Source organism: Georgenia sp. (assembly GCF_054605595.1).
Genome location: NZ_JBTSDU010000061.1, coordinates 1 through 16,758, shown reverse-complemented (window position 1 = coordinate 16,758; position 16,758 = coordinate 1). Strand labels below are relative to the sequence as shown.

Sequence of the window (16,758 nt, the reverse complement as noted above, 5' to 3'; positions counted from 1 at the left end):
GCCCGGTTGACCCCGGGGGGACGGGCCTCGTCGTTGACGGACTCAGTCCTGCGCGCCGCCGGAGAGCTCGCGGTAGATCTGCTCCGCCTCCGCCGGCTTGGCACCGGCGTGCACGACCGCGTTGACGGCCTGGATCATCGCCGAGGGCGCCTGCCGCTGGAAGATGTTGCGGCCCATGTCCACCCCGGACGCACCCTGGTCGATGGCCTTGTAGGCCTTGTCCAGCGCATCGGTCACCGGGAGCTTCTTGCCACCGGCCATGATGACCGGCACGGGGCAGCCGGCGGTGACCTCCTCGAAGCCCTCGTCGCAGTAGTACGTCTTGACGAGCTGGGCGCCGAGCTCGGCGATGATGCGGGTGGCCAGGCCCAGGTAGCGCGAGTCGCGGACCATCTCCTTGCCCACGGCGGTCACGCCGAGCACGGGGATGCCCAGCCGCAGGCCGTTGTCGATCATCGTGGTGAGGTTCTGGATCGACTGCGTCTCGTGCTCCCCGCCCACGAAGACCTGAACGGCCACCGCGGCGGCGTCGATCCGGACGGCGTCCTCGATGTCCATCGCGAGGCGCTCGTTGGAGAGGTCCTTGAGGATGGACGGGCCGCCCGAGGCGCGCAGCACGAGGGCGTTGGTGTTCGACGCCGGGACGACCGAGCGGATGATCCCCCGAGTGGCCATGAGCGCGTCGGCGTGCGGGGCGAGCGGGACGATGTTGAGGTCGATCCGCTCGAGGCCGGAGGTCGGGCCCTGGAAGTACCCGTGATCGAACGCGAGCATGACGGTCTTGCCGTCCTCGCGGAAGATGCGCGACAGCCGGTGGCGCATGCCGTAGTCCAGCTGGGCGGCACCCTTGACGTGGAAGCCAGGCGTCTGCTGGGCCCGGCCGATGCCGTAATCCTTGGCAACGATGTTGCCTTCGAGGTCTGCCACTGTTCTCTCCTGTTGTCGTGTTGGCGGGATTTTGGCCGAGTCCGGCCAGGATCAGGCGGGCACGGTGGGGACGGGCTGGCCCGGCATCCACGGTGCGGTGTGCGTGTCGCCGGGACTGGCCGGCGACTTGATGAAGACGAGCCGGAAGGGCGCATCGGACTCGTTGATCAGGTAGTGCATCTCACCGGGCTCGCACCGGTAGACGTCACCGGTGCGCATCGTGTAGCGCTCGGCGCACCCCACCCAGAGCGTGCACTCCCCCTCGAGCACCACGAACGACTCGTCACACTGCTTGTGGTAGTGGTTGTCCATCGCATCGCCGGGCCGGAGCATGAGCACGCCGATATCGCTCGAGGGCCCCTGGACGAGGTAGGCCGGTCCCCACTCGCCGTGGCGGTAGGCCGCACCTTCGGTGGAGGCACTGTGCATGGGAGATCTCCTGTTCTTGGTCGCGGAAGGGTCGGTCAGATGACGCGCTCGTTGCCGCCGTCGACGGGGACCTGGGCACCGGTGGTGGCGGCGAAGGTCTCGTCCGCCATGGACCGCACCATGCGCGCGACGGCGGCGCTGGTCACCTCGGTGTGCATGAGGTTGCGGCGCTTGTACTGCTCCACGCTCATCCCGTAGTGCTCCGCTCGCTTGGCGAGCAGTTCGGGGGTCCACAGGGCCGTGTCGAAGACGGCGTCGGGATGGACCATGTTGACGCGGATCCCGTCCGGGGCCCACTCGAGGGCGGCGACTCGGGAGAGCTGGACCAGCGCGGCCTTGGAGGCGGAGTAGGCGGCCGCACCCGGCCCGGGCGCCTTGACGTTCTTGGAGGCGACGACGACGACGCGGCCACCTCCCGGGGCCTGGGCCAGCAGCGGGTGGGCCATGCCGTAGAGCTCGGCGACGGCGTCGACATTGATGCCCATCGTGCGCCGCCACATGCTCATCTCCATCTCGGCCAGGTGCTGGGCGGTGGGGAAGATGCCGGCCGAGACGACCAGGATGTCCAGGCCGCCGAACGCCTCGACGCCGGCGGCGAGGGCGGCACGCTGCGCCTCGGTGCTGGTCACGTCCACCTGCAACCCGAGCCATTCCGGGGTGGCGAACGTGGTGGCCACGCTCGGGGAGACGTCCCATCCGACCACGGACGCCCCGCTCGCGAGCAGCTCCTCGGCACAGGCCCGGCCGATGCCCGACGCGGCGCCGGTGACCACCGCGACCCGCCCGGCGAGGGGCTTGCCGTCGTCGGTCCGAGCGAGCTTCTCCACCTGGGCCGGCCAGTGCTCGAGATCGAAGACGTGCTCGGCGCCCGCCGGGCGATAACCACCGAGCCGCTCGGCAGCGGCGATGACGTCCATGGTGTGCCGGCAGATGTCCTGCGCCGCCTGCGCCTCGCGGGCGTTGCGTCCGGCAGTGAGCAGGCCCAGCTCCGCGTCGAGCACCACCCGTGGTGCCGGGTCGTGCGGCCCCGCGCCCGCACGGTACGCGTGCTCGTCGAAGTAGGCCCGGTACCCCGCGGCATATGCGTCGACGTCGGTGCCCACCAGCGGGGTGCGCCCGGTGAAGATCACGTGGTCCGGTGTGATCGGACCCCTGCTCGCCGCCTCGAGCAGACCGTCGGAAGCGAGGAAGTTGGCCACCTGGTCGTCGTAGGCGCGGCGCACCACCAGCGGTCGGCCGGCCTGCTCGCTGATCCGCCGCCGTAGCCGGGCGATGTCGGCCGGCTCGACCGCGTGCGGCTCGACCGTCTCGTCCGGCGTGCCGCTCCCCGTGCCGCGGACGCGTTGCCGGGCGAGCTCCACCAGGGAGACGTGACGGTCGAGGGCCTGCTGCGGCGTCTCCCCGACGGTGAACAGGCCGTGGTTCAGGATCACCAGGCCCCAGGCCCGGTCGTGCCGATCGGCGGCGGCCTGCCACGCCGCCAGGCATGCCGCGGCACCCAGCGGACCGGGCATGGCGTAGTCGACGACGACCACCTTCTCGCCGAAGGTCTCGCCGATCAGCTCCCGACCGTTCGGGGTGTTGGTCAGCGCGAGGACGGCATCGGCGTGCGAGTGCAGGACGGCGGTGTGCGGCAGCAGCGCATGGACCAGCGTCTCCACGGACGCGGCCGGGGCCGACGGATCGAGTGTGGCGGCGGCGAGCTCGTCGGCGAGGTCCGCGGCGGGCAGGCGTGTGGGCGGCAGCAGCTCACGAAGCCGCTCCAGGCGCAGCGGGGCGAACCCCTCCGGCCCGACGCCGGCCAGATCGTGCCCGCTGCCCTTGACCAGCAGCACCGGGACGTCCCGGCCGGTGACGTCGTGCCACGTGGTCTTGACCGAGGTGTTGCCCCCGCCGTGCAGCACGAACTGCGGGTCGCTGCCCAGCGTCCGCGATGCCACCACCAGCTGAGCCAGCAGCTCGCGCCCCTCCGGGCTGAGTGCACCTGCCATCTTCTACTCCCCGATCTCAAGAAACGTGCGGCCTGTCATGCCCGTCATGCCTGCGTGGTCCTGCGGGCGTCGCCGACCGGATGTGCACAGGCACGCCCCCGCACGGTTCCGACCACCCCGTCCAGGAACGCCCATGTTCTCCGTATCCGATGGGCAACTCCGGGTTCCCCTTCGAACTCTTCGCACACGATGCGACAGTTCATCGGTGACGTTTGTAACGATACCTAACATCTACGTCACATCACAAGCCCGATCCGTGATGGCTCGTCATCGGCGGAACGAGGTGACAGGAACCGATCCCGCCACGGACGTGAAGGCCCAGCAGGTTCGCGGTGTAAGGTGTGACAAGTTGTGACGTAGAGTGCCGGGCACGACGACTGTCACGGCGTGGGTGATCGGTGAGAGGACGCACGATGCCAGCCGTGGACGGAGCGCCGGGCATGGAGGTAGCCACCCCCGATAGCCCGAAGACCGCCGCCCGTTCCAAAGCCGAACGGCTCGAGTACATCGCCACCGCGGTCCGCCGCGACGGCTTCGTCTACGTCGAGGACCTCGTCACCGCCCTCAACGTCAGCCGGATGACGATCCACCGCGATTTTCACGAGCTGCAGGAGCTCGGCACCCTCCGCAAGGTGCGCGGCGGCGCCTCCGCCCAGCGGTCCACCCAGTACGAGAGCGATCTGCTCTACCGTAGCGCCACAGCGACCGAGGAGAAGAAGCGCATCGCGGCCGTGGCCGCCCACCTGGCGAACGACGGCGACGTCGTCATCATCGACGACTCGACCTCGGCCCTGGCGCTGATCCCCCATCTGGTCCAGCTCGATCCGATGACGATCATCACCAACTGCCTACCGGCGATGCAGCAGATCGGTAGTCACCCGCACGTGAACCTCATCGGCCTGGGCGGGCAGTTCGTCTCCCGCTACGCCTCGTTCCTGGGCATGATGTCCGAGGACAACCTCACGGGCCTCTTCGCCGACATCCTGTTCACCTCGACGTCATCCCTGCGCGACAACGTGCTCTACCACCAGGATCAGCGGGTGGTGATGACCAAGCGCGCCATGATGGGGGCGGCCCAGCGCCGGGTGCTGCTGATGGACCACACCAAGATCGGTCAGGGGGCGCTCTACCGCCTCGGCGAGGTAGCAGAGTTCACCCACGTGGTCCTCGACGATCCCGTCGACCCCGCGCTGGTCGAGCAGCTGGAGGAGCAAGGTGTCACGGTGCTGACGGCCTGAGCACCCTGGGGCGCGGACGCCCCGGCACTCGTCCGGTCGGCACCCTTGGTCGGTGGAGGTGTCCGTGCTCCGGCTCACGGCACCCGGCTGATCGTGTTCCCGGACTCCTCGTACAACCGGCCGGTCTGCGGGCAGCGCCACCGGCCCTCGCCCTCGGCCACCAGTCGCACACCGGCCTCGCCGACCCAGCCGAGCTGCTTCGCCGGCACCCCCACCACGAGGGCGTGGGCCGGAACGTCCTTGGTGACGACCGACCCCGCCGCGACGGTGGCCCACGCACCGATAGTCAGCGGCGCCACGCACACCGCCCGCGCACCGATCGCCGCACCGCGCTCGATCGTGACTCCGACCCGCTCCCAGTCGTCCGCAGACTTCAGCGAGCCGTCGGGGTTGACCGCGCGGGGGTAGGTGTCGTTGGTGAGGACCACGGCCGGGCCGATGAACACGCCGTCGGCCAGGTTCGCCGGCTCGTAGACGAGGGCGTAGTTCTGCACCTTGCAGTTGTCGCCCAGGTGCACACCGGGGCCGATGTAGGCGCCGCGACCGATCACACAGTTCGTCCCGAGGTGGGCACCCTCGCGGATCTGGGCGAGGTGCCAGACGGAGCTGCCCGCCCCGATGGTCGCCTCCGGCGAGACATCGGCGCTGGGAAGGATATGCGCGGCCATGAGACTCCCCGGGAGCACGGTGACGGACGGATGAACGGTATCCCAGGCCGTTCAGCCACGTCACACCTACGATCGGGCCACGGTATCCAGCGATGCCGCGTGCTCCGAGTTCCTCCACGTTACGTAGAATCGATCTTTGTGCCGCCGTCCCAGCCCCCACTGTCACGCCGCGCGCTCCGTGCCGCGCCGCAGCCTGCGGTGCCTCGACACGGACGCCCGGGCGCGGTGGACCCTGCCGCCCCGCGGCACGGACGCGACCACAAGCGGCACACGGTGCGCCGTCGGGCGGGCCTCGCCGCACTCGCACTGGTCCTGTTCGTCGGCAGCGGCGCGGCGCTCGCCTACTCGGAGATCCAGGGCAACGTCACCCGCCGCGACATCTCCGACCTGCTCGGGGACCGCCCGACCGCGGCCGGGGAACCCGTCCCCATCGACGAGAAGGCCGGCCACCCCATCAACCTCCTGGTCATGGGCTCGGACGTGCGCGACCCAAACACTGAGGACGCACTCGTGGCCGCGGGCATCCTCGACAGTGTCGAGGGCATGCGCTCGGACACCACGATGATCGTGCACGTCTCCGCCGACCGCTCCCGGGTGGAGATCGTCTCGATCCCCCGCGACACCCTCGTGGACATCCCCTCGTGCACCATGCCGGACGGCGCCGAGACCGCTCCACGGAACGACACGATCTTCAACGCGGCGTTCTCGATCGGCGGCCAGACGGGTGATGTAGGGGCGGCCGCGGCGTGCACCATCCGCACGGTCGAGAAGCTCACCGGCATCTTGATGGACGACTTCGTCGTCGTCGACTTCGTCGGGTTCATCAACATGGTCGACGCCCTCGACGGGGTAGCCATGTACATCCCGGACCCGATCGACGACCCAGATGCCAGCATCACACTCCCGGCCGGCTGCCAGGTGCTGGACGGCCGTGAGGCCCTCGGCGTCGCCCGGGCGCGCAAGACCCTCGGCGACGGCTCCGACACCGCCCGCATCGGCCGGCAGCAAGAGCTGGTGGCCGCCATCGCCCGTGACGCCCTGGGCAGGAACCTGCTCACGGACCTGCCGGCGCTGTACCGGTTCCTCGACGCCTCGACCTCCACGCTCACCACCGGCCCCTACATCGGCGGCCTGCCCACCATGGCCGGGCTCGCGAACTCGCTGCGCAGCATCGGGCTCGAGGAGGTCGCCTTCGCCACCATGCCGTTCGAGCCCGCCGGGGCGCGTGTGGTGCCGGCCGCGCAGGCCCGGGCCGTCTGGGAGGCCCTCGCCGCGGACCAACCCATCGAGGCCACCCTCACCGCCGCGGGCGAGCCACCAGCCGAGCCCCCGGCTGCCCCCGAGACTCCCACGACGGAACCGACGACCGAGGCCCCCGCCGACGTCGCCGGCACGACCGACCCGGCGCCCGAGGCGACCCCCGACGACCCCGCGCTGGCCTGCTCCAAGACCACGGCCCTGTGACCCGTCCGCGGCGGCTTCGGCGCGAGCACCGCACCGCGTGTCTCGGCCGCCGCACCGTATGTTTCGGCCGACACCGTGCGTCATGAGCATCGCACCTGGCGTGCCGCAAACCCGACCGTCACGACGCGTCGTACTGTCTAGTCTGGACAGCCAACGGACTGTGGCCAGCCATCGAGCCTGAATTGGGGAGCCGACCCGGGATGAGCAACGACGAGCACGACGCGCTGCCGCCGAGCTACGCACCCGCCTCCGGCTCCCGCCGGCCGAACGCTGAGCCGCCCCGCACCGTCGGGCCGGGCCAGGAGACCTCCTCGCCCCGGCCGCGCCGCCAGCCGCAGGGTGGTGCGCCGCAGCGGAAGTCGATCCGCCAACCGCAGGCCGACGACGGTGCCGGCTCGGCATTGCCGCCGTCCTACGCCCCCGCGGCTCGGGGACGGCCGAGCGCCATCTCACCCGACCAGGCAACCTGCATCGCGCCCCGCACCAGCAGCGCAGTCCGGGCCCCCGACCCCCGGCCCGGCAGCCCGGACTCAAGCGGTCCCGCGTCGCGGCGGCGCAAGCGGCGCCGCCCGATCGTCGTCATCCTCCTGCTGATCCTTGCTGTGCTGATCGCGTGGCCCGTGGGTCTGCTGGTGTGGGCCAACGGCAAGATCCAGCACACCGAGGCTCTCTCCGGCGCACCGGGCACGCCCGGCACCACCTACCTGCTCGCCGGCTCGGACTCGCGGTCGGACGGCGCGATCCCCGACGGCACCGAGGGGCAGCGCTCGGACACGATCATGGTGATGCACGTGCCAGACAGCGGTACGCCGTCACTGATCTCGCTGCCACGCGACACATACGTCGAGATCCCTGGCAACGGCATGAACAAGCTCAACGCCTCCTACTCCATCGGTGGCGCCCCGCTGCTGGTCCAGACCGTCGAAGGAGTGACCGGGCTGACGGTGGACCACTACGTCGAGATCGGCATGGGGGGCGTGCAGAACGTGGTCGACGCGGTCGGCGGCGTCGAGCTGTGCCTGGACTCCGACGTCCAGGACGAGCTCTCCGCCCTGACGTGGACCGCCGGCTGCCACCAGGCGGACGGGCCCACCGCGCTGGCGTTCGCGCGGATGCGCTACTCCGACCCGCTGGGGGACATCGGCCGCTCGGCCCGCCAGCGGCAGGTCGTCGCCGCGGTGGTCAAAGAGGTGGCCGACCCCGGCACACTCGTGAACCCGGGCCAGCAGCTCTCGCTCATCGACGCGGGGATCGATTCCCTGCTGGTGGACCCGGACACGGGGATCATCGACCTCGGCCGCATGGCACTGGCTTTCCGCAAGGCCACCGGTCCCGACGCCATCATCGGCACCCCGCCCATCGCGGACCTGAACTACCGGCCCGGCGGCGTCGGCTCTGCCGTGCTGCTCGACGAGGCGCGTGCGCCCGGGTTCTTCGAGAAGATGCGCACCGGCCGGCTCACGCCCGAGGACGTCGCCACCCTGTAGGTGCTGTTCGCCGCGCGCGCATGGTTGGCTGGAGCCATGAGCACCACCACGCACGTCAACGACAGCGCCGTCATCCGTCGCCTGCTCTCCACCCCGGGCCGCTGGGCCGTCGTCGGGCTCTCGCAGAATGCCGCGCGAGCCGCGTTCAACGTGTCCAGGTACGTCCAGCGTGACCTGGGCATGGAGATCGTCCCCGTGCACCCGAGGGCCGAGGAGGTCCACGGCTCCCCCGGCTACGGCACGCTCGCCGAGGTGCCCGGGCCGGTCGACGTGGTCGACGTCTTCGTGCGCTCGGAGCTGGCGGGCGGCATCGTCGACCAGGCCATCGCCGTCGGGGCGACGGCGGTGTGGCTCCAGCTCGGGGTGATCGACGAGGCGGCTGCCAAGCGGGCCAGGGCGGCGGGGCTCGACGTCGTCATGGACACCTGCCCGGCCATCCAGGGGCCGCTGCTCGGCATCGGTCAGGGCGCGTAGACCTCGGCGCGGCTGCCGACGGGCCGGGGGTCCGGCGGGCGAGGCCGGAGCGCCGCCTCGATCGCCCGGCGCATCCGCGGACCGATGCGCTTCTCCGCCTGGTGGATCCCCCAGGCCAGCGCCAGCGCGGCGGCGCACGCGGCGCCGAGCACCACCCACCGGCCGGCGTGCGGGGCGAGGAGGTCGATGACCCACCAGCCCCAGAACTCGTGGATGAGGTACACCGGGTACGTCAACGCGCCCACGGGCACCAACCACGACCAGGCCAGCCGGCGCAGCGGCGTCAGCGCGATGGCCCCCACGGCCACGAAGCACAGCACCAGCAGGGCGGCGAGCACACGGTCGTCCGGGGTGAAGATCGTGTTGCCGGTGATGGTGGACCGCAGGGTCGGTACGCCGTTGCGCACGGCGAGCGCGACGTTCAGCCCCAGCAGCACCCATGGCGCCGGGGCGTGACCCTCGCGGAAGATGAGGAACAGCAGCATGCCGCCCGCGAAGAACGGGGCGAAGCCGTCCCCGAGCATGGTCGACGCCGCCCTCCACCCGCCCATGAGGGCCACCTGGGCGGCGAGCGGCCACAGCGCACAGAACCACAGCACGCGGCGGCGGGTGATCCCGATCGCCACCAGGGCGACGATGAGGACGTAGAACCGCAGCTCGGTCCACAGTGTCCAGTAGACCCCGTCGACGTGCCGGACGCCGAACGCCTCCTGCAGCATCGTGAGGTTGACCAGCGCCTCCCCCACGGAGATGTCCTTGCCCTGGGGCCACAGCCACAGCAGCAGCACCGACGTCGCGACGACGGCGATCCAGTAGGACGGGTAGAGGCGGGCGAGGCGGGAGGCGACGACGTGCGGGACGTCCCGGCCCCACGCCGTCATGAGGATGACGAACCCCGAGACGACGAAGAACAGCTCCGGCCCCATGGCGGCGTAGATCACGGCCGGGCCGAGGTCGGGGAAGACGTGGCCCGGGTCGGTGCCCCACACCTGCGACCAGCGCACCGTGTAGTGGTACAGCATCACGCCCAGGGCCGCGACGAAACGCAGGCCGTCGAGCGCGTAGAGACGCTCAGGGCCCCGGGAGTCGTTGCCCGACCGTGAAGTGATCATCGTCCCGACGGTAGGACGGTGCGATCCGACCCGCATCCCGAGTATCACGCTTTGATAACGGCGAGTCCGCGTACGACGCTGCGCCCTGCCCCGGAACGGGCGCCGCCGAGTCCTCGTCCGCATCCGCCTAAGGTGGGTGGCGGCCTCGTCGGCACCCCGCCGACCGTGCGGTCGACAACCTCGCGGGCCGAGGCCTTGAGGACGGGACATCCGGGTGAGTGAGAAGAGGCGGCACAGCCGACCGCGGAAGCGCAGCAAGGCACGGGTCGCACTGATCGTCGTGCTGAGTCTGCTGCTCCTGCTCGCGGGCGGTGCGTTCGCGACCGTGACCTACCTGCAGGGCCGGTTGGACGCCGGCATCGAACGCATCCCCGACCCCTTCGACGAGCTCACCGACCGACCCACCAACGAATCCGATGACGGCGCCCCGGTCAACGTCCTCGTCCTCGGTTCGGACAGCCGGATCTCCGCCGGCGACCCGAACCGGTGGCGCGTCGGCGCCCAACGCACCGACGCGATCATGCTCGCCCAGGTCTCGGGCGACCGGAAGAGCGCGACCCTGATGTCCATCCCGCGTGACTCCTGGGTGGACGTGCCCGGGTACGGCATGAGCAAGATCAACGCGGCCTTCTCCTACGGCGGGCCGAGCCTGATGATCCAGACCGTCGAGCAGCTCACCGGCGTACGCATCGACCACTTCGCCGTCGCCGACTTCGAGTCGTTCTCGGCCCTGACCGACGAGCTCGGCGGGGTCGAGATCACCCTCACCCAGCCGCTGCAGACCAGCAGCGGAACGTTGCAGGCCGGCGCCCAGCTCCTCGACGGCGAGCAGGCCCTGCAGTACGCCCGGGAGCGGTACAACGTGGCCGGGGGCGACTTCGGGCGCGTGCAGCGCCAGCAGAACTGGATGCGCGCCATCATGGCCGCCGCGTTCGACCGCGACGTCCTGACCAACCCGGGGCGGCTGATGAGCTTCCTGGAGACGGTGACCGAGTCGGTCGCGGTGGACGAGGGCTTCACCATCGGCGAGATGCGCGACCTGGCGGTGAGCGCGCGGGAGCTGCGCCCCGGCAGCGTCACCTTCATCACGGCGCCCTACTCGGGCACCGGGCGGAGCCCGGACGGGCGCCAGTCGATCGTGCTGCTCGACGAGCCGGCGTTCGACGAGGTCGCCCTCGCGTTCGCACAGGACCGGATCTCCGCCTATCTCGCGGCCAACCCCGGGGCCGCCCCCGGACTCGGCGACGCCGTCAGCTGACCGACCTCCCGAGGTGATCACCGCCTCCTACCCCCGCGCTGCGGCGCGGGCCGCCAGCTCCGCCCGCAGCGACATCGACGACCCGACGAGCGTGCGGGTGTACTCGTGCTGCGGCCGGTCGTAGACGTCCTCGACGGCGCCGGATTCGACGATGCGGCCCTCGCGCATCACGACCACGCTGTCGCAGATGTGCCGCACCACGCCGAGGTCGTGGGAGACGAAGACCAGCGTGAGCCGGTACTCGTCCACCAGGTCGGCCAGGAGGTTGAGCACCTGCGCGCGCACCGAGACGTCCAGCGCCGAGACGGGCTCGTCGGCCAGCAGCACCCGCGGCCGGCTGATGAGCGCCCGGGCGATCGAGATCCGTTGCCGCTCGCCACCGGAGAACTCGTGCGGGTAGCGGTCCACGGCGTCGGCGGGCAGGCCGACGTCGTCGAGGATCGTCCGCACCCGGGCGCGACGGTCGGCCCGCGAGAGGCGCTGGTTCTCCAGCGGCTCGGTGACGATCTGCGCCACGCTCATGCGCGGGTCGAGCGAGCTCATCGGGTCCTGGAAGACGATCTGCAGCGTGCGGCGCAGGTCCGTGAGGTCGCGCTCACGCGCGCCCGCCACCTCGTTGCCCGCCACCCGCACGCTGCCCGAGGTCGGCTGGTCGAGCCCGGCGAGGATGCGCAGCAGCGTCGTCTTGCCCGAGCCCGACTCCCCCACGACACCGAACCGCTGCCCGGCCGCGACGTCGAACGAGACGCCGCGCAGCGCGCGCTGCTCCGGGCCGCGCCGGAGCACGTGCCCGCGACGGTAGGTGCGGACCAGGTCGCGCACCCGGATGAGGGGCCCGTCGGCAGGGGCGGACGCGCCGTCGACGATACCTGGCCCGACGCTGTGGCGCCCGGCGGGGACAAGCCGGGGAGCACCGTGGATCGCGGGCGATGACCCGGCAACCCCGTGGGCGGCCGGCGGCTGCCCGGCATCAGCGTGGCCCGCGGGCGGCCGCCCGTCGTCGGCGCCGGGCACCGATGGGGGCACGTACGCGGCGGCGGAGGCAACGGTGAAGAGCCGGCCGCGGTGGTCGGTGACGTCGAGGTCGGACGCGGCGAGCAGGCCCCGGGTGTACGGGTGCCGCGGAAGGGTGAAGACCTCCTCGGTGGTCCCCTCCTCCACGATGCGGCCGTTGTTCATCACGAGCACCCGGTCGCACACGTTCGCCACCACGGCCAGGTCGTGCGTGATGAACAGCAGGCCGGTGCCGAGGTCGGCGACCTGGTCGAGCATGAGGTCCAGGACCTGCCGCTGGACGGTGACGTCCAGCGCGGTGGTGGGCTCGTCCGCCAGGAGCAGCGTCGGGGCGTTCGCGAGCGCCATGGCCAGCATGACGCGCTGCCGCTGGCCGCCCGAGAGCTGGTGGGGGTAGGCGCGGGCGGCCTCGCCCGGGTCGGGCAGGCGGACCTCGGCGAGCAGCTCGACGGCCCGGGCGCGGGCCTGCGCCCGGCCGGGGACGGTGCGGTGGATCTCCATGACCTCCGCCACCTGCGCCCCCACCCGCATGAGCGGGTTGAGCGAGGTCAGCGGCTCCTGGAACACCATGGTCATGTGCCGCCCGCGCACGGCCCGGAGCTGTTCGTCGGTGGCGGTGACGAGATCCGGCGCCACCCCGGCGAGGTGGACCGAGCCGCGCGGCGTGACGTTCTCCGGCAGCAGGCCCATGAGCGTCAGCGCCGTCATCGACTTGCCGGAGCCGGACTCACCGATCAGGCCCACCCGCTCCCCGCGCGCCATGGTCAGGTCGACGCCGTCGACCAGGCTGCGGCGGCGGGTGGCGGCGCCGAGGCCGCGGACGGTGAGGAGGGGCTCGGGGGTGTCCGGCGCCGTCGGGCCGCTCATCCTCACCACCCCCGCAGCTTCGGGTCGAGGCGGTCGCGCAGGCCGTCGCCGAGGAGGTTGAACCCGAGCACCGCGAGCGCGATCGCCCCGCCCGGCCACACGGCGAGCATGGGGTGCGTGCCCAGGAACTGCTGGGACTCCTGCAGCATCCGCCCCCAGGACGGCACCGGCGGCGGGGTGCCGAGCCCCAGGAAGGACAGGCCCGCCTCGGCGAGGACGGCGAGCGCGAACGCCGTCGAGCTCTGCACGATGACCATCGCCGCGATGTTGGGCACCACGTGCCGCCGGGCGATGCGCCACGGCGGCTGGCTCGCGGCGCGGGCCGCCAGGACGAACTCCGCGCTCATCACCTGCCGCGTGCCCGAGCGGGCCACCCGGGCGAACGCCGGGATGGAGGCGATGCCGATGGCGACCATCGCCGTCGTCGTGCTCGAACCGAGCGCGGCGCCGAAGACGATGGCGAGCAGCAGCGCCGGGAAGGCGAGCATGACGTCCGAGGCGCGCATGACCACGTCCTCCACCCAGCCGCGGCGCATGCCCGCCAGGATGCCCAGCGGGGTGCCGACGAGCAGGGCGATCCCGACGGCGACCACGCCCACCAGGAGCGTGACCTGGGCGCCGGTGAGGATCTGGGAGAACACGTCGCGGCCGTACCGGTCGGTGCCCATCAGGTGCGCGGCGCTGGTGCCCTGGAGGCGGTCGGCGGGGCTGACGCGGATCGGGTCGTAGGGCGTCCAGACGAAGGAGACCAGCGCGGCGAGCACCACCACGCCCACCACCACGGTGCCGACGACGAGCGTGGGCGTGCTGCGCCGCCGGGCGCGGGCCGGTGCCGGGGCGGGGCTGGGGAGGCCGGGGGCGCTCATGCGCGCCTGCGCAGGCGGGGGTCGAGGACGGTGTAGAGCACGTCGGTCAGGAAGTTCACCACGAGCACGATCACCACCAGCACCATCACCACGCCCTGCACGGCGACGAGGTCCCGGTTGCCGACCGCGTCGAGCAGCAGCGAGCCGAGGCCCGGGATGACGAAGACGCGCTCGATGACCACGGCGCCGATGACCAGCGCCGCGAGCTGGACGCCGGTGACGGTCAGGACCGGGATGGCGGCGTTGCGCAGCCCGTGGCGCAGGAGCGCGCGGGTGCGGGAGAGGCCCTTGGCGCGGGCGGTGCGCAGGTAGTCCTCGCGCATGACCTCCAGCACGGCCGAGCGGACGTATCGGGTCAGGACGGCGGCCTGGACGGACGCGAGCGCGAGGACGGGCAGGGTGACGCGGCGGAGGAAGTCGACCGGGTCGACCACCGGGGCGGTCCAGCCGTTCGCGGGCAGCCAGCCGAGGTCCACCGCGAAGACCACCACGAGCAGGATGCCGGCGAGGAAGCTCGGGACGGCGACGCCGACCTGGGACAGGCCGGCCAGCAGCACGCCGCTGGTGCGGCGGTGCCGCACGGCGGCGAGCGTGCCGAGCGGGACGGCGACGAGCACGGCGACGACCATCGCGAGGCCGACGAGGATCAGACTCACCTGGACGCGGTCGAGGATGAGCGGGCCGAGGTCCTGGGCGATGACGTAGGAGGTGCCGAAGTCCCCGACCGGCAGGCCGGACACCCAGTCGAGGTACTGGACGAGCAGGGGCCGGTCGGTGCCCATCGCCGCCCGGGTCCGGGCGAGGAGCTCGGGGGTGGCGTTGACGCCGAGCGCGATCTGGGCCGGGTCGCCGGGCAGGAGCCGCAGGAGCACGAAGACCGCTACGGACGCCGTCGCGAGGGTGAGCGCGAACCGCGCGAGGTGCGCCAGGAGCTGCCGTGCCACGAAACCTCTCTCGTCCGGCCGGGCGGCGCGGGTGGGTACCGCCGACAGGTACTCAACCCTAACGGCGGCGCGAGGCTCAGCCGGCCCAGCCGATCTCGGTCAGGTCCAGCGCCTCGGTGACGGAGTTGGCGGGGATGCCGGTGACGTCCGCCTTGGCCACGACGAGGGTCGGGAACAGGAAGAGCACGTCGACCGGGGCGTCCTCGGTCACGATGCGCACGACCTCGCGCATCCCGGCGACGTACTCGGCCTCGGTGGGGGCGGCGTCCGCGGCGGCGGCGATGGGCGCGATCTCGGTGTTGTCGTAGCCGATGTAGTAGTCGGGGTTGTCGAAGATGTTCAGGAAGTCCTTGGCCTCGACGTGGGCGACCACCGACATCTGGTAGTCGTGCTTGGTGAAGACCTGGTCCAGCCACACGGCCGGGAACTCGGTGGACTCGATCGACGCGCGGATCCCGACGTCGGCGAGCTGGGAGACCACGATCTCCGAGACCGCCGTCGCGTAGGCCAGGGTGGGGACGGAGAACGTGATGTCGAGGCCGTCCGCGTGACCGGCCTCGGCGAGGAGCTCGCGCGCCCGGCCGGGGTCGTAGGGGTACACGCCGTTGAGGTCCTCGTAGTACGGGTCGGTCGGCGGGACCGCCGCGCCGACCAGGGTGCCGAAACCGTTCCAGGCGGTGTCGACCACGGCCTGCCGGTCGATGGCGTGCAGCACGGCCCGGCGCACCCGGACGTCGTCGAACGGGGCCGCCTTGTTGTTCATCGACAGCATGACCTCACCGTTGGAGGTGCCCTGGATGACCTGGAAGGCGTCCTCGGTGGCGAAGGTGTCCACGAGCTCGGGGGCCTGCATGTTGTAGACGACGTCGACGTCGCCCGCGCGCAGGGCGTTGGTGGTGGCGACGGCGTCGGTGAAGTAGCGCAGCACGACGGTGTCGCTGCCCGGGGCCTGGCCCCAGTAGTCCGCGCGGGCGGCGAGCGTGATCGACTCGCCGCGGCGCCACTCGGCGACGGTGAACGGCCCGGTGCCGATCGCCTCGTTGGCGAGGTCGGCCACGCCGGAGGGGTCGAACATGGCGCCGACGAGGGTGCCCATGGCGAAGAGCCACGCGTGCGAGGGTCGGGAGAGGGTGATCTCGACCTCGGTGTCGCTGACGGGCGTGACGGACTCGACGACGTCCATCTGCGACTTCAGGGAGGAGACCCACGCGTCGGACTGCACCCGCTCGATGCTGAACGCGACGTCGTCGGCCGTGAACGCCTCGCCGTTGGAGAACGTGACGCCGGGGCGCAGGGTGAAGGTGTACGTGGTGCCGTCCTCGGACACGGTCCAGGACTCGGCGAGGAGCGGCTGGATCTCGCCGTGCTGGTCGATCTCCACCAGGCCCTGGTAGACGTTGGACATCAGCGCCTGCGGGATGGCCGCGCCGGCGGTGGTGGTGAAGTCGAGGTTGACGGGCTCCGCGGTGAGGGCGACGACGACGGGGGCGGCGGCCGTGCCGGTCGGCTCGCTCGTGGCCGTGTCGGTGGGGTCGGGGGCGCCGGCGCTGCACGCGGCGAGCAGGGCGGTGGCGGCGACCAGGGAAGCGACGCGCATGACCTTCGGGTGGCTCATGGGGACTTTCCGTTCTCGGGCACCCGGGGCTTCGGTGCTCCTGTCGAGCACATGGTTCCACACCGGGCGGTGGCGGCCGGCCGCGCGTCCGGATGCCAGACACGTGGTGACCGGGCGAACCGTGGCCTGGCGAGCCGGGCGCGCGTCACCGCACGGACCAGCCCAGCACCTCGACGTCGTCCGGGTGCGCCGCGAGGTAGGCCTCGACGTCGTCCGTGACGAAGGCGGCCGAGAGTGCGCGCATGCGGGCGTCGTCGAGGAAGACGACGGACTGGCGTCCGTCCGGGCTGCGACCCAGGCCGGCGACCGGGGCGGTGAGGAAGCGGACGTCGCCGGTGGAGATCCCGCGGGCGGACACCCCGAGCGCGGCCATCTCGACCACGTCGAAGCCCTCGTCCACGGCG

At 71.8% G+C, this 16,758-nt stretch carries 14 protein-coding genes and 1 pseudogene; 5 read left to right on the top strand and 10 right to left on the bottom strand.

Translation table 11 applies throughout. The features are described 5' to 3' along the window. Nucleotides 1–42: 42 nt before the first annotated feature. Genes lsrF through ACYC1Z_RS08680 form a run of 3 tightly spaced genes read right to left on the bottom strand, consistent with a single transcriptional unit; the run spans nt 43 to nt 3,347 of the window. Nucleotides 43–927, bottom strand: a complete 885-nt coding sequence (gene lsrF, locus ACYC1Z_RS08690) for a 3-hydroxy-5-phosphonooxypentane-2,4-dione thiolase (protein WP_461409131.1) — start codon at nt 925–927, stop codon at nt 43–45. A gap of 51 nt (nt 928–978) precedes the next feature. Further along, nucleotides 979–1,356: a cupin domain-containing protein gene (locus tag ACYC1Z_RS08685; RefSeq protein WP_461409130.1), complete on the bottom strand. Its 378-nt coding sequence runs from the start codon at nt 1,354–1,356 to the stop codon at nt 979–981. A 35-nt stretch (nt 1,357–1,391) separates the two neighbouring features. Then, on the bottom strand, nt 1,392–3,347 hold the full coding sequence (locus ACYC1Z_RS08680; RefSeq protein WP_461409129.1) for a bifunctional aldolase/short-chain dehydrogenase: 1,956 nt from the start codon (nt 3,345–3,347) through the stop codon (nt 1,392–1,394). Nucleotides 3,348–3,760: 413 nt separating this feature from the next. On the opposite strand from ACYC1Z_RS08680, the gene ACYC1Z_RS08675 reads away from it, so the two are divergent. Continuing rightward, on the top strand, nt 3,761–4,585 hold the full coding sequence (locus tag ACYC1Z_RS08675) for a DeoR/GlpR family DNA-binding transcription regulator (RefSeq protein ID WP_461409128.1): 825 nt from the start codon (nt 3,761–3,763) through the stop codon (nt 4,583–4,585). Nucleotides 4,586–4,659: 74 nt separating this feature from the next. Here ACYC1Z_RS08675 and ACYC1Z_RS08670 read toward each other — a convergent pair whose 3' ends face one another. Continuing rightward, complete coding sequence (locus tag ACYC1Z_RS08670) at nt 4,660–5,253, bottom strand: acyltransferase (RefSeq protein ID WP_461409127.1); 594 nt, start codon at nt 5,251–5,253, stop codon at nt 4,660–4,662. 225 nt (nt 5,254–5,478) lie between these two features. Here ACYC1Z_RS08670 and ACYC1Z_RS08665 point away from each other — a divergent pair, with 225 nt between their 5' ends. From ACYC1Z_RS08665 to ACYC1Z_RS08655, 3 genes are all read left to right on the top strand, one after another. Continuing rightward, nucleotides 5,479–6,717 carry an LCP family protein gene (locus tag ACYC1Z_RS08665; RefSeq protein WP_461409126.1) on the top strand — a complete coding sequence of 413 codons (1,239 nt, stop codon included), beginning with the start codon at nt 5,479–5,481 and terminating at the stop codon, nt 6,715–6,717. Nucleotides 6,718–6,917: 200 nt separating this feature from the next. Beyond that, nucleotides 6,918–8,204 carry an LCP family protein gene (locus ACYC1Z_RS08660; RefSeq protein WP_461409125.1) on the top strand — a complete coding sequence of 429 codons (1,287 nt, stop codon included), beginning with the start codon at nt 6,918–6,920 and terminating at the stop codon, nt 8,202–8,204. A gap of 36 nt (nt 8,205–8,240) precedes the next feature. Next, the gene (locus tag ACYC1Z_RS08655) at nt 8,241–8,678 is read left to right on the top strand and encodes a CoA-binding protein (protein WP_461409124.1); all 438 of its coding nucleotides are present in this window, start codon (nt 8,241–8,243) and stop codon (nt 8,676–8,678) included. Here the strand turns inward: ACYC1Z_RS08655 and ACYC1Z_RS08650 are convergent. Next, nucleotides 8,666–9,790, bottom strand: coding sequence for an acyltransferase family protein (locus tag ACYC1Z_RS08650; RefSeq protein WP_461409123.1), 1,125 nt, complete (start codon nt 9,788–9,790; stop codon nt 8,666–8,668). The genes ACYC1Z_RS08655 and ACYC1Z_RS08650 overlap by 13 nt on opposite strands. 214 nt (nt 9,791–10,004) lie before the next feature. Here ACYC1Z_RS08650 and ACYC1Z_RS08645 point away from each other — a divergent pair, with 214 nt between their 5' ends. After that, complete coding sequence (locus ACYC1Z_RS08645; protein WP_461409122.1) at nt 10,005–11,048, top strand: LCP family protein; 1,044 nt, start codon at nt 10,005–10,007, stop codon at nt 11,046–11,048. A 27-nt stretch (nt 11,049–11,075) separates the two neighbouring features. On the opposite strand, the gene ACYC1Z_RS08640 is transcribed toward ACYC1Z_RS08645, so the two are convergent. The 5 genes and pseudogenes from ACYC1Z_RS08640 to ACYC1Z_RS08620 all read right to left on the bottom strand — a co-directional run. After that, the gene (locus ACYC1Z_RS08640) at nt 11,076–12,929 is read right to left on the bottom strand and encodes a dipeptide ABC transporter ATP-binding protein (RefSeq protein WP_461409121.1); all 1,854 of its coding nucleotides are present in this window, start codon (nt 12,927–12,929) and stop codon (nt 11,076–11,078) included. Nucleotides 12,930–12,931: 2 nt separating this feature from the next. Next, entirely contained in the window at nt 12,932–13,795 is an 864-nt protein-coding gene (locus ACYC1Z_RS08635) for an ABC transporter permease (protein ID WP_461409120.1), read from the bottom strand. Then, a complete protein-coding gene (locus ACYC1Z_RS08630) occupies nt 13,792–14,739 on the bottom strand; it encodes an ABC transporter permease (protein WP_461409119.1) in 948 nt (315 codons plus the stop codon). The genes ACYC1Z_RS08635 and ACYC1Z_RS08630 overlap by 4 nt, the downstream gene beginning before the upstream one ends. A 76-nt stretch (nt 14,740–14,815) precedes the next feature. After that, on the bottom strand, nt 14,816–16,354 hold the full coding sequence (locus ACYC1Z_RS08625) for an ABC transporter substrate-binding protein (RefSeq protein WP_461409118.1): 1,539 nt from the start codon (nt 16,352–16,354) through the stop codon (nt 14,816–14,818). Nucleotides 16,355–16,499: 145 nt separating this feature from the next. Then, a pseudogene (locus ACYC1Z_RS08620) lies at nt 16,500–16,758 on the bottom strand (LCP family protein); the annotation flags it as partial.

Bases quoted from the DNA above. Each gene is read 5' to 3' on its own strand.
- ACYC1Z_RS08655 (WP_461409124.1), top strand. From the start codon at position 8,241: ATGAGCACCACCACGCACGTCAACGACAGCGCCGTCATCCGTCGCCTG.
- ACYC1Z_RS08640 (WP_461409121.1), bottom strand. From the start codon at position 12,929: ATGAGCGGCCCGACGGCGCCGGACACCCCCGAGCCCCTCCTCACCGTC.
- ACYC1Z_RS08660 (WP_461409125.1), top strand. From the start codon at position 6,918: ATGAGCAACGACGAGCACGACGCGCTGCCGCCGAGCTACGCACCCGCC.
- ACYC1Z_RS08635 (WP_461409120.1), bottom strand. From the start codon at position 13,795: ATGAGCGCCCCCGGCCTCCCCAGCCCCGCCCCGGCACCGGCCCGCGCC.
- ACYC1Z_RS08680 (WP_461409129.1), bottom strand. From the start codon at position 3,347: ATGGCAGGTGCACTCAGCCCGGAGGGGCGCGAGCTGCTGGCTCAGCTG.
- ACYC1Z_RS08685 (WP_461409130.1), bottom strand. From the start codon at position 1,356: ATGCACAGTGCCTCCACCGAAGGTGCGGCCTACCGCCACGGCGAGTGG.
- ACYC1Z_RS08625 (WP_461409118.1), bottom strand. From the start codon at position 16,354: ATGAGCCACCCGAAGGTCATGCGCGTCGCTTCCCTGGTCGCCGCCACC.
- ACYC1Z_RS08650 (WP_461409123.1), bottom strand. From the start codon at position 9,790: ATGATCACTTCACGGTCGGGCAACGACTCCCGGGGCCCTGAGCGTCTC.
- ACYC1Z_RS08670 (WP_461409127.1), bottom strand. From the start codon at position 5,253: ATGGCCGCGCATATCCTTCCCAGCGCCGATGTCTCGCCGGAGGCGACC.
- ACYC1Z_RS08675 (WP_461409128.1), top strand. From the start codon at position 3,761: ATGCCAGCCGTGGACGGAGCGCCGGGCATGGAGGTAGCCACCCCCGAT.